The sequence below is a fragment of the Solitalea agri genome, from assembly GCF_023914155.1.
Taxonomy (GTDB): Bacteria; Bacteroidota; Bacteroidia; order Sphingobacteriales; family Sphingobacteriaceae; genus Solitalea; species Solitalea agri.
On sequence record NZ_JAMWYS010000019.1, the window covers coordinates 1 to 14,870 of the forward strand.

Sequence of the window (14,870 nt, forward strand, 5' to 3'; positions counted from 1 at the left end):
TCACAGGATATATGCCCTAATAAAAAACCAAACCACCTATAAAAATGATTTGGTTTTGTCATAGAAATCAGCCTGACGCAACGTATGTTTCGACTGCGTTCAACATGACGCAAAGTATGTTTCGACTCCGCTCAACATGACGTAAAGCATGTTTCGACTGCGCTCAACATGATGCAAAGTATGTTTCGACTGCGCTCAACATGACGCAAAGTATGTTTCGACTGCGTTTAACATGATGCAAAGTATGTTTCGACTGCGTTTAACATGAGGAAAAGCATGTTTCGACTGCGCTCAACATGACGCAACGTATGTTTCGACTGCGCTCAACATGACGCAAAGTATGTTTCGACTCCGCTCAGCCTGACGCAAAGTATGTTCGACTGCGCTCAACATGACGAAAAGCATCTTTCGGCTGTGCTCAACATGACGCAACGTATGTTTCGACTTCGCTTAACATGACGAAAAGCATGTTTCGACTATGCTCAATATAACGCAAAGCTTGTTTCGATTACGTTCATCAATACCGAAGCTTGCTACAACTACGTCCGTTTCGTTAAAATTAAAACAATAAAGAATATTGAATCTCTAATTATGCAGCTAATAAAAACTTTAGGTTAAATAATTATTTAAAAACTAATTATTTTTTTTGAAAAGTTTACATAAGTTTTTTATACTTTCGGTACTTTAACAGGATTTTATATATTTAATTGCCATTAAAGAAGGCTTGTTATTTAAGTTTTCTAAAGGTGACAAACTAAATACTTGATGAAGAAAAGATTACTAGTTTGCTTTTTACTGTGCATTACATTTACAGCTGCTATTGGGCAATCAACACTAACGTTGAATAAAGGCAAGCTTAAAATAATAGAATCATTTCATTCTAAATTAGTTTCATCTCGCCGAATTGATATATGGCTGCCTGAAAACTATGGCAACGATTCATCAAAAAAATATGCGGTGATCTATATGCATGATGGTCAAAATTTGTTTATGACCAATACTGCTTATGGGGGAGTTGAGTGGAAAGTGGATGAAACGGTTTCTGAAATGATGTCGGATCATAAAATTAAGGACTGTATTGTGGTAGGTATTTGGAATAGTCCCAAACGGATGCGCGAATACGAACCCAGCAAGCCTTTTAGTTTAATGTCGGATACATTGCAGAAGAAACTTTCTGCCGAATTTAAAGGCACTCCGCTTGGTGATCAATATCTCGAATTTATTGCAACTGAACTAAAGCCTTATATCGATGCCCATTTTCTAACACTCACTGATGCTCAAAACACTGCGATGATTGGTTCGAGTATGGGCGGTCTTATATCGTTTTATGCCATTTGTGAGTATCCACAGCTTTTTGGGGCGGTTGCTTGTATGTCGACCCACTGGCCGGTAAGTTTAAAATTTAATGACGAAAAGATAGGCGATGCTTATCTGAAATATATCTCAGCGCATTTACCGTCGAACGAAAATCATAAAATTTACTTTGATTACGGTACCAAAACCTTAGATAGTTTATATACTCCTTACCAAATTGCAGTTGATAAAGTGATGCATGATAAATGGCCAAATGGTCATTGGACAAGCATTAAGTTTGTTGAAGACGAACACACTGAACTTTTCTGGCAACGCAGATTTGGAATTCCACTGGAGTATTTGATGGGACTGTAAAAAGTGATAATTGGGTTGTAGGAAATCACACTTACGTCCTTAACGATTTCCTCATAATCACAAAATCCACCTCATCTTTTGTAAATGTTTCTTCAGTTTTAGTAAATCCAAATCGGAGATAAAAATCGGCCGCGCTCAAGCGGGCATTGCACCATATAGTTTCACAGCCTTGTTTAGCTGCCTCTTGGATTAGGTGATTAAGTAATGCTGATCCATAACCTTTACCCTGAAAGGAAGTCAGGGTTGCAAATTTTCTAAACTGGGCACTATTGCCTGAAATGAACAATGACACAACAGAGATCAGTCGATCATTTACAAATAATCCGTAATGCATCCCAAAATCATCTTCCGGAAGTTTTAATTCAGAAAGGTTTTTGTTGGGATAAAGAATATCTCTGCGAAGCGTTAAAACATCATCAGCCTTAATAAGATTTATGTTCATTGTCAGGAATTTAGGTTTCTACTACGCTCAGCCCTTCGACTCCGCTCAGGGTGACTGCTCTACGTTCAACCTGACGTCCATGATTGTCACCCTGAGCGTAGTCGAAGGGTGTTTCGACTACGCTCAACATGACACCAGTTTGTTAGTTTGAACCAGAGTTAGTCTGTTCTCATTATTTATAATGGAATATTGCCGTGTTTTTTACGCGGGTTTTTAACCGCTTTGTTTTCCAACATTCGGAATGCCTTTATCAGCTTATGTCGGGTTTCAGCAGGTAAGATCACCTCGTCAACAAAACCTCTTTCAGCGGCGCGGTAAGGATTAGCAAACAATTCGGAGTACTCGCGTTCCTTTTCTGCTAGTTTCTGATATTGATCATCGGCCGAGGTGATTTCTTTCTTGAAAATGATCTCTGCGGCACCTTTTGCTCCCATTACTGCAATTTCGGCAGTTGGCCAGGCATAGTTTAAGTCAGCGCCAATATGCTTAGAGTTCATTACGCAATAGGCCCCACCATAGGCTTTACGGGTAATTACGGTAATGCGCGGAACGGTAGCCTCACAAAACGCATACAATAATTTTGCTCCATGGTTAATGATACCGTTCCACTCCTGGTCGGTACCTGGTAAAAAGCCCGGAACATCTTCAAAAACCAATAAAGGAATATTAAATGAATCGCAGAAACGAACAAAACGAGCTCCTTTAGTAGATGCAGGAATGTCTAATACTCCTGCTAAATAAGCCGGCTGATTGGCAACGATACCAACACTGCGACCTCCAATACGAGAGAAACCAACAACGATATTTTCGGCATAATTCTGATGAACTTCAAAAAACGAACCTTCATCAATTACAAGGTTGATTACATCGCGTATGTCGTAAGGCTGATTGGCATTTAGCGGAATAATTGTGTTTAAACTTTCACGAATTTCATCCTTAGGCTCATAGTCCCATAGGGCAGGATCATCTTCGCAGTTTTGAGGCATATAACTCAATAACTGCTTAATATGAGTGATGCATTCGATTTCGTTTGCACATGAGAAGTGAGTTACCCCCGATTTGGTTGAATGGGTAGAGGCTCCGCCCAGTTCTTCGGCGCTTACTTCTTCGTGGGTAACGGTTTTTACTACGTTTGGTCCAGTTACGAACATGTATGAGGTGTTTTCCACCATCAAAATAAAATCGGTAAGGGCAGGAGAGTACACGGCCCCGCCGGCGCAAGGACCCATAATGGCTGAAATTTGGGGAACAACTCCCGAAGCTAGGGTATTGCGATAGAAGATATCAGCATAACCACCAAGGGAAACAACACCCTCCTGAATACGAGCACCGCCGGAGTCGTTCAAGCCCACTAAGGGCGCTCCATTTTTAAGTGCCAGATCCATGATCTTGCAAATTTTTTCGGCGTGTGTTTCAGATAGAGAACCACCAAAAACAGTGAAGTCTTGAGCATAAACGTAGGTCAAACGACCATTTACGGTTCCCCAGCCTGTAATTACTCCGTCTCCTGGATACTTTTCTTCATCCAAACCGAAGTCGGATGTTCGATGGGTAACAAACATACCCACTTCTTCAAAAGAGTCTTCGTCCAACAAGAAATGGATTCGTTCTCGAGCGGTTAATTTTCCTTTGCTATGTTGACTGTCAATACGTTTTTGGCCGCCACCTAAGGAAGCTTCTTCGCGTTTTTGCAGTAAATTATTGGTTCTTTCCACTTTAAATCAGTATTGATTAGCTTCCAAATTTATAAAAAGATGTGAGATGTGAGGTGGATGAGTTTATTGTTCATAACAAATAGATTATAGTTCAGAGAAAGGTCAATTGTCCATAGTCGATAGCTAATAGCTAATAGATAATAGATCATAGGAAGGGTCACAGATCATGGTTCATAGAAAAGGTCCATGGACGATGGTCTATCGTTCATGGACCTTTTATTTAGGAGACTGAAAATAAGAAATTGTCTTTCTACTTTCAGGCAGACAATAATGATTAACTTAATTAAAACCTGAATTGCATACGAAGTGTTAATACATCGTCTTTGATGTCGTTGCTATATTCTGGTACATTGGTTTTCTCATTTCTTAGGATGTCATAATAGGCTGCTAAGCGAGCATTTCCTTTTAACAAGTTCAGGTAGGCGCCAAAGCTCCAGGTTGAGTAGGCTATATCACCACTGGTAGAGTTGCTGCTGCCTGCTCCAATTTCTTTGCCACTAATAAAAGTGTTCGGATCGTACCAATCATATTTTATCATAAGGTTTAAAGGTGATTTTGCAATGCTCTGGTTAAATAGAACATAATAACCATTAAACTCTCTGTTATAAATATTAGTTGTTGGCTGCACTCCAAAACTGCGTGATGCCTGCGGACCGTTTATTGTAGGGGAAGAAGCAGTTCCTGGCTGCTGTCCCCAGATATATTCAAAATTAAATTTTGATACACCTAACTTCGTTAATATACCCAGTTGCGCATTGAACCCAGTGTAAATACGTTTAGCATAGGCTCCAACATTGCTTTCTTTTGTATTTAGCTCGAAACCCTTAACGCCGTTGTTGTAACCATTAAATAACATGGTGTTGGTATTAGAACGTGAGCGCCCGTTATAATAGGATCCTCCAAGAGAAAGAAGGGGCAATTGAGTTTTCTTTAATTTACTTGCCAGATTCAGTTGCACCGTACCTGAAAAGTTTTTTTTGCTATCGTAATCAACAAAATTACGACCGGCACCATTTATTATCGCCAAGCTTACTGTAAAGAAATTCCATTTAGTTGATGATCTGGGTGAGAAAACCAACTGTGCTCCACAATCTTTTTCATCAGGAAACAAGGTCTGTATCAGGCGGCTTCGTTCTGCTGATTCCAACGCAAATGATGAGTACGGGGTTTCCAAACCAAATGGAACCGTGGCTAAGCCGATACCTAATGAAAACGCATTGTATCGGTTTTCATTAAACTGAACATAAGCGTTTGCAATTCTTACGTTGTTCTGTACATAGTCAACTTCCACATTTGCAGTAACAAATTTTTCAGAGTAACCTACTGCAAAGCGGGTTCTTCTTAACATAAACCGTGAGTCGACATTAGGAGCAAAGTCGCCTCCGTCAAAAGAGGGAATACCTGCCGAATCGGCTTTTTCATATTGAGCTTGTATATATCCCGTTAAGAACACATTGCGGACAGAGTCTTTGTAAACAACTACTTGGGCTTTTAGCGCAATTGTAGAGAGGAGCAATAAGATAAATGCGGTTGTGGTGGCTTTTAACAGTTTCATGAATTTTGAGACGCTGTCTGATAATAATAATTTATAAATTTTAATTTTAAGAGAAGGTTATTTAACCTTTTGATTTGTGTTAACTTTTGATTTATATGCTGTTAAGTTAACATTGCAAAAGTATTACCTCAAAGAGAATGTTAGGTTAAGCCAATGTTAAGCTATTGTGAATATTCAGTAAAAAATAGCTCTAAGAATATGAATATTAGTTAAATAGGATAGTTATGTGTCAAATATCAGATTTACAATAATTTAACAATAAAAAATTAAAAATTGATAGAAAGTAAAAAGCCCTCCAGATTCAATTCTGAAGGGCTTTTGTAATCATAAGTTATGTTAACTTATTCTTTATCCATGAAAGGGTAACGATAGTCTTTAGGAGGATCGAACGTTTCTTTGATGGTACGAGGAGATACCCAACGAAGCAAATTGATCATTGATCCTGCTTTGTCATTTGTACCTGAACCTCTGGCGCCGCCGAAAGGTTGCTGACCAACTACTGCACCTGTAGGTTTATCGTTAATATAGAAGTTACCTGCAGCGTTACGTAGCTTTTGGGTAGCAAACTCTACAGCATAACGGTCCTGCGCGAAAATGGCTCCTGTTAATGCATAGATCGAAGTTGAGTCAACTAATTCTAAGGTTTCTTCAAATTTCGCATCTTCGTAAACGTACAATGTTAATACTGGTCCGAATAACTCTTCGCACATAGTAACATATTTAGGGTCTTGCGCTACAATAACTGTAGGATGGATGAAATATCCTTTTGATTTATCATAAGTTCCACCAGCAATAATTTCTACTGAAGGATCTGCTTTGGCGTTATCAATGAATTTAGCCAGTTTATCAAATGATTTCTCATCGATAACCGCGTTAATAAAGTTTTCGAAATCTTCGGTTGGGCCAATTTTAAATGATGCAATGTCTTTTTGCATCAATTCTTTTATCTCAGGCCATAAAGATTTAGGAACGTAGGCGCGCGATGCCGCTGAACATTTCTGTCCCTGGTACTCAAACGCTCCGCGAACCAAACCAACCGCCGAAGCTTTAACATCAGCCGAAGGATGCACCACAACGAAATCTTTACCACCTGTTTCACCCACAATTCGAGGGTAGGTTTTATAAAGATGAATATTATTACCTATTTCTTTCCAGATGTTTTGGAACACTTCGGTAGAACCAGTAAAGTGGATACCTGCAAAATCAGGGTGTTTGAAAATTACATCTCCAGCATCTGGACCTGAAACATAAACAAGGTTGATAACGCCATCAGGTAAGCCTGCTTCGCGTAAAATCTCCATAATTACATTTGCTGCATAAATTTGGGTGTTTGCTGGTTTCCATACAACAACATTACCCATCAATGCTGCCGAAGTTGGTAAGTTACCCGCAATAGCAGTGAAGTTGAACGGCGTTAATGCAAATACAAAGCCTTCTAAAGGGCGTTGTTCAATACGATTCCAGATACCTTTTGCCGAGTCAACTTGCTGACTGTAAATTTCAGTCATGTAGGTAACATTGAAACGTAAAAAGTCAATAAGCTCACAAGCAGCGTCGATTTCAGCCTGAAATGCATTTTTTGACTGGCCCAACATGGTTGCCGCATTGATCTTTGCACGGTAAGGACCTGCAATTAAATCGGCCGCTTTTAAGAAAATTGCTGCACGGTGTTCCCATGCTAAATTTTCCCATTGTGCTTTTGCTTTCAATGCCGCGTTAATGGCTTGTTTAATGTGATCTTTATTTCCCTGTGAGAAATGACCTAAAATATGCTGATGATCATGAGGGGGACGAAGTGCTACTTTCTTATCAGAGTAAACTTTTTCTCCACCGATATACATCGGTATATCAAGTTGTTTTGAACGGGCATCAGCCAAAGCTGTCTTCAATGCTTTACGTTCAGCAGTTCCGGGAGCGTACGTTAAAACCGGCTCATTGTAAGGCTTAGGAGTCTTGAAAAATCCTTTCAACATAATAAAAGTGCTAGTAACTAATTGATTGAGTAAAGGTTTATTTTGAAGGGGCAAAGATAGAAAAAGAAACGGAAGAGCGGAAGTGAAGTCTATTTGTTAAATAGAGAAAGCCTTCCCGATACTATCGGGAAGGCTTTCTCTATTATTTCTTTATGGTTATTATGGCTTTATTTCGTAGCTCGCCAGTTTAACAGTGTTTGTTTCGCCATTCATGGTTATTTTTGAGTAAATAAAACCAATCTTTTTGGCATAATAATAGGAACCTTTTGAAATCGGGGTACTGCTTCCAGGCAATGTCATTGTCATATCTATTCGAATAACATCAGTGTAAGTAGCCTTGTCAACTTTAAAGCTGATTCCTTTTTCTTTTACAGTATATGCGTATTGAGCAAATAGGTCAACTGGCGAACCTTCTGGACTGATCTTAATCTTGCTACTCCACGAAGAGTTTACCGAAGCATTATCTTTAAGGTACAACATTGGTGTAGCAGGAAAATCAAGCTGTGTTGCTTCAGCAGATGCGTTACCATACGTATAATAAGCACCATCTTTCTTCGCACTAAAGAACTTATTACCCATGTAGCTATTGGTAAATGAATGGTAGGTAATTCCATCAATCACCATTTCTTCATTTGTAGCCTCTATAATGTAGTTAAAGTCGCCGGTATAAACCCATTTCGAACCTGTTGTCATCGGCTGGTAATCATACACTGGCTGGTTAACATTTCCATCGCCATCGCCGTCGCCGTTTCCATTGTCATTGCCTCCATTATTACCTGTTTCAGGAGCCATTCCATCAGTATATTCCCATTTATCACTGCATGAAGAAAGGCTGAAAATGATGAGAGCCAGGGCTAGTAGTTTCTTTTTCATTCTATAAAATGATCTGGTTGTAATTGTTCTTTATTGGTAGGGAGTTTCCCTTATTACTTAATACGATTGTATCAAAAATTGGTTTCAATATAATTTCCTTTTAGTTATAAGATATAAGTAGGATGCTAAATTCAATTATTCGATTATAATTATCAGCATAATGTGCTATTTTCGCAGATAATAAAACGCAGTAAATGGAAACAGTAAAAAATGGTAAAGTGGTGAGCATTTCGTACACCCTTACAAATGATAAAAAGGAAGTGCTCGATCAATCGCAGCCTAATCAGCCTTTAGAATATTTGCACGGAAGCTTTAATATTATTCCTGGTTTAGAGAAAGAATTGGAAGGCTTACAAGTGGGTGATGCAAAAATCGTTACTGTAGTTCCTGCAGAAGGTTATGGTGAATTAAATAATGAATTGATATTTGATGCTAATCGTCAAAACTTTCCACCTGATGCTGAGTTAGAAGTTGGTATGCAGTTTCAGGCACAGGGTGAAGGTGGTCCAATGGTTATCCGTATTGTTAATATCGATGGAGATAAAGTTACCGTTGACGGAAACCATCCTTTAGCAGGTGAAACTTTACATTTTGATGTTAAAGTTGAAGCTTTACGTGATGCTTCTAAAGAAGAAATGGATCATGGTCATGTGCATGGCCCAGGAGGTCATCACCATTAATAATAAAAACATTAAATAGCCGGTTATAAGTTTATTTCCGGCTATTATTTCCTAATTTCTTGTGCCGCCAGGATCAGAGTTCGCTTATGTCAATCTTTCGTTTATTTTTACTCCCTCTATCATTAGTTTACGGTTTAATTATAAAGCTGCGTAACTTCTTTTACAATAAAGGAGTGTTCAAGTCTAAAAGCTTTGATTTACCAATAATTGCTGTTGGTAATTTAGAGGTGGGAGGTGCAGGTAAAACCCCAATGATTGAATACCTGATAAGGTTGATGGGAACCTCAAAAAAAGTGGCAACCATTAGTCGGGGGTACGGACGAAAAACCAAAGGGCTGATTATAGCAGATCAAAATTCTTCGGCTGCCGAAATTGGAGATGAGCCTATGCAGTTTAACCGAAAGTTTCCGCAGGTAACGGTAGTTGCCAGCGAAAACAGGGTAAAAGCAATTCATCAGCTTGAACAGGAACATCAGGTAATTTTACTGGATGATGCTTTTCAGCATCGCAAAGTAAAAGCGGGATTAACCATTTTATTGCTTGATTACAACAGGGTGGGTGAACGATCTTTTTTATTACCTGCCGGGAATATGCGTGAGTCGAAAAGCGAAATGAAACGTGCCGATTTGGTTGTAGTAACTAAAGCGCCTAAAATTTTCTCTCCGTTAGATCAACGCATAGTGGAAGCACATATTAAACCATACTTCGATAAAGATATTTATTATTCATATATCAACTATGGAGAGTTGGTTTTATTAAACAAGCAGGATTCTTTTACTGAATTGACCTTAGGCGATATTACTCGCAAAACAGAGATTATTTTGTTGACGGGTATTGCTAAAACCCAGCCTTTAATTGATTTTCTAGAGCTGAGAACAAAGAAAATTACCCATTTAAATTACGCTGATCATTATAAGTTTGGTTTAAAAGATATTGAGAAACTTGCGGCAACTTACAATTCAAGCTTGTCGACTCAAAAGGTGATTATTACTACTGAGAAAGATGCCATGCGTTTAATGGATGCTCAATTGGCCGAAGAAGTTTCGAAATTACCTATTCATTATATTCCTATTAAAGCCGAAATTTGCGATCGTTTTAAGGAAGAATTTGATAAAAAGATATTAAACTATGTTGGATAGATTGCGTTCTACCATTGAACATATTGAAAAACGTATTAATGGGTTTCAACCCGAAATTGGTGTTATTTTAGGGACCGGTTTGGGTAAGCTTGTTGAAGATATTGAGATCAAATATGAACTCATGTATTCAAATATTCCTAATTTCCCAATTTCAACGGTTGAGTTTCATGCCGGAAAGCTGATTTTTGGTACTTTAAATGGGAAGAATGTAGTGGCCATGCAAGGTAGGTTACACTACTACGAAGGCTATTCGATGCAGCAAATTACGTTTCCGGTTAGGGTAATGCAATTATTAGGTATTAAGCAATTACTGGTTTCCAATGCCTGCGGGTGTTTGAACCCTGATTACCGAAAAGGTGATTTGATGATTATTGATGATCATATAAATTTGTTGCCAGATAATCCATTAAGAGGACATAACTACGATACATTAGGGCCCAGGTTTCCGGATATGTCGGCACCTTATGATAAGGTAATGATCAAAAAGGCAGAGCAAATTGCTGTTGCAAATAATATTGTTGCCCATACAGGTGTTTATGTAAGTGTTCCAGGTCCGAACTTAGAAACGCGAGCCGAATACAAATATCTTCGTATAATTGGGGGCGATGTGGTAGGGATGTCGACCGTGCCTGAAGTTATTGTGGCTAATCATATGGGATTACCTGTTTTTGCAATTTCTGTTATCACAGATGAATGTTTTCCGGAAACATTAACTAAAGTATCGATCGACGAAATTGTGACCGTGGCCCAATTGGCCGAACCTAAAATGACCTTAATATTAAAAGAGCTGATATCATCATTTTAAGCTTTGAAGAACTTTATACGTATAATTTTTGCCTGTTTTTTATTATTGCCTTTGTTGTCTAATGCGCAGATAGTTGACCCTAATAATCCAAATAGGGATGCTTTCGGACAAGATACCACCAAGAAGAAACCGGTAAATGAAGGAAAACTGCAAGATTTTTATAACCGAAAAGATTCGGTTAAGAAGTTTTATGCAAAAAGCATTCGTTTTGCAGAGCCTCGCCAATTCGACCTGGATACCATTGCTTTTTCGCGCTTAGATACCACACTTACCGGATTTCAAAATTATAGTCCCTTTTATGCCAATTACAATTATTACCTGAATATTGGAAATTTGGGCCTGGCAAATAAAAATATGATGCCGCAGTTTGGTAACAGAATGGGGTTCAACAATGGACAATCTGCGCTAAGCTTATATGAGTTTAATCCACAGCGGGTTAATTATTACCGGGTTTATTCTCCGTATACCAATATTACCTGGGTAAGTGGTTTAGGGAAAGAAAGTTTAATCGATTTTGTACATACACAAAATATTAAGCCTAACCTTAATATAGGAATAGAGTATGCTTCTATTGGTTCTCAAGGGTATTATCCACGTCAAAGGCCTAAATACAATCTTTTTTCAGCCTGGAGTTGGTATCAATCTCATAACCTTCGGTATAATGTTTTAGGTAATATTGTTGTGAACAGCTTAAAGTCTCCTGAAAATGGAGGGCTTCCTAACGATAGTTTATTTACTTTTCCAACGAGACAAAGTCATGAGTTCCAGGATGTTTATTTGAATAATGCCTTAACCACCTGGGGTAACTCAACCTTTTATCTAAAGCAATCATTTGTAATAGGCGCCCGGGATACGAATGCGGTTACTCAGGCCAAAGTTTTTAAATCTCCCTATTCGAAAATAACCAATACAATACAGTACGATCAGAAGGAATATAAATTCAACTATCAGTATAGCAGTAACGATAATCAGCTTCCCTGGGAATATTTCAATCATTTATATACCGATTCACTTGAAGCGGCTGATAAAACTAAAGAGCAACGTTTTAGAACCGATTTTGATATTAGTCTTTTCGGCAGGGGGAAAGGTGAACGCTTTAATTTAGGAGGAGGAATTGCCTATGAAGCGGTGAATTATAGTCAGCATTCACTCGATTCGGTAGGCCCCGACACCAATCGGGTATTGGGAGATGTTACTTTCTTGAGCAGAAGCATAAATAACTTATTGCTTAAAGGACGAATAGGTTTTTCTATTGCTACCAATGTTGATCTGGATGTTCGCGGACAATATGTTTTTGCTGGTTACAATATCGGTGATGCATTGCTAGATGGAACGGCAACCATAACCTTCGGGAAAAAAGCTGGTCAGATTTTGCTTAAAGCTGTGATTCAGAATACAGAGCCTGCAATTATCTTTAATCAATATTCATCAAACTTTCATCAGTGGAATAATAGCTTTACAAAGGTTAACAATAACCTTCTTTCCTTTGCCTATTTGAATGGTTTAACCCGAACGCGGCTATCGGCCGAGTATAACCTGATCAGTAACTACGCTTATTTCGCTCAGCAGAACGATGAAATATTACCTGTGCAAACCAGCAGTTTAATTAGTTTATTAAGACTTAATGCCGATCAGGAGTTTAGATTGGGTCGATTTACACTGTCGAGTCATTTCACGTATCAAGCAAATAGTAATAAGGAAATACTTCCAACCCCTGATTTTTATACTTATCAAAGTGTTTACTATCAGAATAAGGTGTTTAAAGCCCTCGATTTTCAGATCGGTTTGGATGTACGCTATTACACCAGCTTTAAATCAATGAAGTATGCACCTGAACTGGGGCAGTTTTATATTGCCGATGGAACTCGCCAGGTGGGGAATCTGCCAATTGCTGATGCTTTTATAACAGCCGGTCTTCGTCGTACCCGCTTTTTAATAAAATACGATTACTTTAATCAGGGTTTTGTTAAAGATGGTTATTATACAGTGGATAAATATCCAATGCCTGATGCTACTTTTAAATTTGGCTTAAGCTGGAGATTCTATGATTAGAAATAAGGTAGATTTTAAATTTTAGATCGACGATTTTAGATTTGAAAATTTGAGGTTATGAAATCCATTAGATTCACTATTCCTTTAGATAAGAATAAATATCTAGACCAGCATAATATCTTATTTAAGAGTGTTTTTCAGCAAAGGGTCAGCCAATTGAAAGGTTTTGTAATTGCTACGTTAATACTTTTATCATTAGGGATTGTTGTAACGTTTGATAAGGCTAGTTGGTTCAATCCATATATTATAATTGCTATTTTATTTGGATCTATGAGCATTGTAAGCTTTATAAGATTTATGTCGAGACAATCGGCTAAGAATCAGTATTTTAAACTAATTCAGAAAAATATAGAAGGGCTTGATGATGGATTTCAGTGCACCTATGAATTCAATGAAGACTCTTTTAAATACCATGATGAATTAAAGCAGATTGAGTTGAAATGGACCTTGTTTAAAGGGTTCTGTTTAATTGAGAATGTTTTAATTCTTGTTTACGGACAATCACTTTTGGGTTCAATCATAATTAGTAAAGATGAGGTCCCTGAAAATGATTTTAAAGAATTAGTGGAATACATAAAAGTGCGCCTACATCCATTTAATTAATATCAGTTAATTTTCCTTTCCTTCAACCATTTTCAAATTCACAAATTGACCATCAGGTTTTTTGTTTCTTCTTTTTAGCTGCAGGAAACAAGACATTATTTAAAATTAATCGATAACCAGCTGAGTTAGGGTAAAGGCTTAAATCTGTAGGAGGGTCACCTACCTGATGCCGGTAGTCTTCCGGATCATGGCCTCCGTAAAAGGTCCAGGTTCCCTGACCGTATTCTCCATGAATATATCGAGCCTCATTCAATGCTTTGTTTTCACCCATAATCAATACTTCAGGTTTGATCATTTGTTTTCTGAAAGCTGTTGTCTGACCCATAAAACCCTTAATTATTTTAGTATGATTTTGTGTGAGCATGGTTGGCACTACGTCCCATTTAGCCGAAAAATCAAATAAAGTAAATAAATCATTTTCTTCATCCACCGCTCTTAGCGCAGGTACATCAATATCAGCAAACTCATAGTTGTAAGGGTTCATGTCGAGCTTGAAGTCTTTAAAAGCAAAGGTTTTGCTGTAGTCTAGTTTTGAGTTGGCATTTGGATCGGCAGGATCTCCATCAAACATCGATTCACATATGTCAATACCTTCGGCAGCTAATGCGATATCGTAGCTATCAGTTCCAGAGCACATCGAAAATAAAAAACCTCCTCCGGCAGTAAAATCACGAATGCCTTTTGCTACAGCAAGTTTCATTTCAGATACCTTTTTGAACCCCAGAGAGTGAGCCGTTTTTTCCTGAATAGCTACATCTTGTTGATACCAGGGCATCATTCTAAATTGGGCATAAAAGCGTCCATACTGGCCAGTGAAATCCTCGTGGTGCATATGTAACCAATCGTATTTCGGCAAGTCTCCTTTAATTACTTCTTCATCATAAATTGTAGTGTAGGGAATTTCAGCGTAGGTCAGAACCAAAGTAACTGCATCGTCCCAAGGTAATTTATTCTTAGGTGAATAGACCGCTATTTTGGGCATTTTCTCCAGTTTCACCAGATCAGTATTCGATTCTGGATCACTTATCTCTTTCAGAATAGAATTTACTTGTACATCGGGAACGATTTCAAAAGAAACGCCTCTTATTCTGCACTCGTTTTGAATTTGCGCATCGTTCTGAATCAAGAAACTTCCGCCACGGTAATTCAGCAGCCAGTCGAGCGTTAGCTGTTTGCTTAAGACCCAATATGCAATACCATAAGCTTTTAAATGATTTTTTTGGCTTTCATCCATAGGAATTAAAATGGATGAAGCTAGCGTACAGTAGCTTATGAAAATAAACAAACCGGATAAAAGGGCCTTCTTCATATTCAAATTTAAGGATTGGGATCGACTAAAGGTAATCGAAAGAAATAATAGAAAGC

General features: G+C 38.2%; 12 protein-coding genes. 6 read left to right on the forward strand and 6 right to left on the reverse strand.

Annotation, left to right across the window (positions count from 1 at the left end; translation table 11 throughout):
* The first annotated feature begins 765 nt into the window (after positions 1-765).
* Positions 766-1,668, forward strand: coding sequence for an alpha/beta hydrolase (locus tag NF867_RS04280; protein ID WP_252586350.1), 903 nt, complete (start codon positions 766-768; stop codon positions 1,666-1,668).
* 31 nt (positions 1,669-1,699) lie between these two features.
* Here NF867_RS04280 and NF867_RS04285 read toward each other — a convergent pair whose 3' ends face one another.
* From NF867_RS04285 to NF867_RS04305, 5 genes are all read right to left on the reverse strand, one after another.
* Positions 1,700-2,110 (reverse strand): GNAT family N-acetyltransferase, encoded by a 411-nt coding sequence (locus NF867_RS04285; protein ID WP_252586351.1) that lies wholly within the window; start codon positions 2,108-2,110, stop codon positions 1,700-1,702.
* Positions 2,111-2,286: 176 nt separating this feature from the next.
* Positions 2,287-3,825 carry an acyl-CoA carboxylase subunit beta gene (locus NF867_RS04290; protein WP_252586352.1) on the reverse strand — a complete coding sequence of 513 codons (1,539 nt, stop codon included), beginning with the start codon at positions 3,823-3,825 and terminating at the stop codon, positions 2,287-2,289.
* 283 nt (positions 3,826-4,108) lie between these two features.
* Positions 4,109-5,380 carry a porin gene (locus NF867_RS04295; protein WP_252586354.1) on the reverse strand — a complete coding sequence of 424 codons (1,272 nt, stop codon included), beginning with the start codon at positions 5,378-5,380 and terminating at the stop codon, positions 4,109-4,111.
* 341 nt (positions 5,381-5,721) lie between these two features.
* Positions 5,722-7,353: an L-glutamate gamma-semialdehyde dehydrogenase gene (gene pruA, locus NF867_RS04300; RefSeq protein WP_252586356.1), complete on the reverse strand. Its 1,632-nt coding sequence runs from the start codon at positions 7,351-7,353 to the stop codon at positions 5,722-5,724.
* A 159-nt stretch (positions 7,354-7,512) separates the two neighbouring features.
* On the reverse strand, positions 7,513-8,226 hold the full coding sequence (locus tag NF867_RS04305; protein ID WP_252586358.1) for a hypothetical protein: 714 nt from the start codon (positions 8,224-8,226) through the stop codon (positions 7,513-7,515).
* Positions 8,227-8,420: 194 nt separating this feature from the next.
* On the opposite strand from NF867_RS04305, the gene NF867_RS04310 reads away from it, so the two are divergent.
* The 5 genes from NF867_RS04310 to NF867_RS04330 all read left to right on the forward strand — a co-directional run bounded on the left by NF867_RS04310 (position 8,421) and on the right by NF867_RS04330 (position 13,505).
* Positions 8,421-8,906, forward strand: coding sequence for an FKBP-type peptidyl-prolyl cis-trans isomerase (locus NF867_RS04310; RefSeq protein ID WP_252586360.1), 486 nt, complete (start codon positions 8,421-8,423; stop codon positions 8,904-8,906).
* Positions 8,907-8,992: 86 nt separating this feature from the next.
* A complete protein-coding gene (gene lpxK, locus NF867_RS04315; protein WP_252586362.1) occupies positions 8,993-10,045 on the forward strand; it encodes a tetraacyldisaccharide 4'-kinase in 1,053 nt (350 codons plus the stop codon).
* Entirely contained in the window at positions 10,035-10,850 is an 816-nt protein-coding gene (locus NF867_RS04320) for a purine-nucleoside phosphorylase (RefSeq protein ID WP_252586364.1), read from the forward strand. Before lpxK ends, NF867_RS04320 begins: the two co-directional genes overlap by 11 nt.
* Positions 10,851-10,853: 3 nt before the next feature.
* Entirely contained in the window at positions 10,854-12,902 is a 2,049-nt protein-coding gene (locus tag NF867_RS04325) for a putative porin (RefSeq protein ID WP_252586365.1), read from the forward strand.
* Positions 12,903-12,959: 57 nt separating this feature from the next.
* Positions 12,960-13,505 (forward strand): hypothetical protein, encoded by a 546-nt coding sequence (locus NF867_RS04330; protein ID WP_252586366.1) that lies wholly within the window; start codon positions 12,960-12,962, stop codon positions 13,503-13,505.
* 52 nt (positions 13,506-13,557) lie between these two features.
* Here the strand turns inward: NF867_RS04330 and NF867_RS04335 are convergent, their stop codons facing one another.
* The gene (locus NF867_RS04335) at positions 13,558-14,814 is read right to left on the reverse strand and encodes an asparagine synthetase B (RefSeq protein ID WP_252586367.1); all 1,257 of its coding nucleotides are present in this window, start codon (positions 14,812-14,814) and stop codon (positions 13,558-13,560) included.
* Positions 14,815-14,870: the final 56 nt, after the last annotated feature.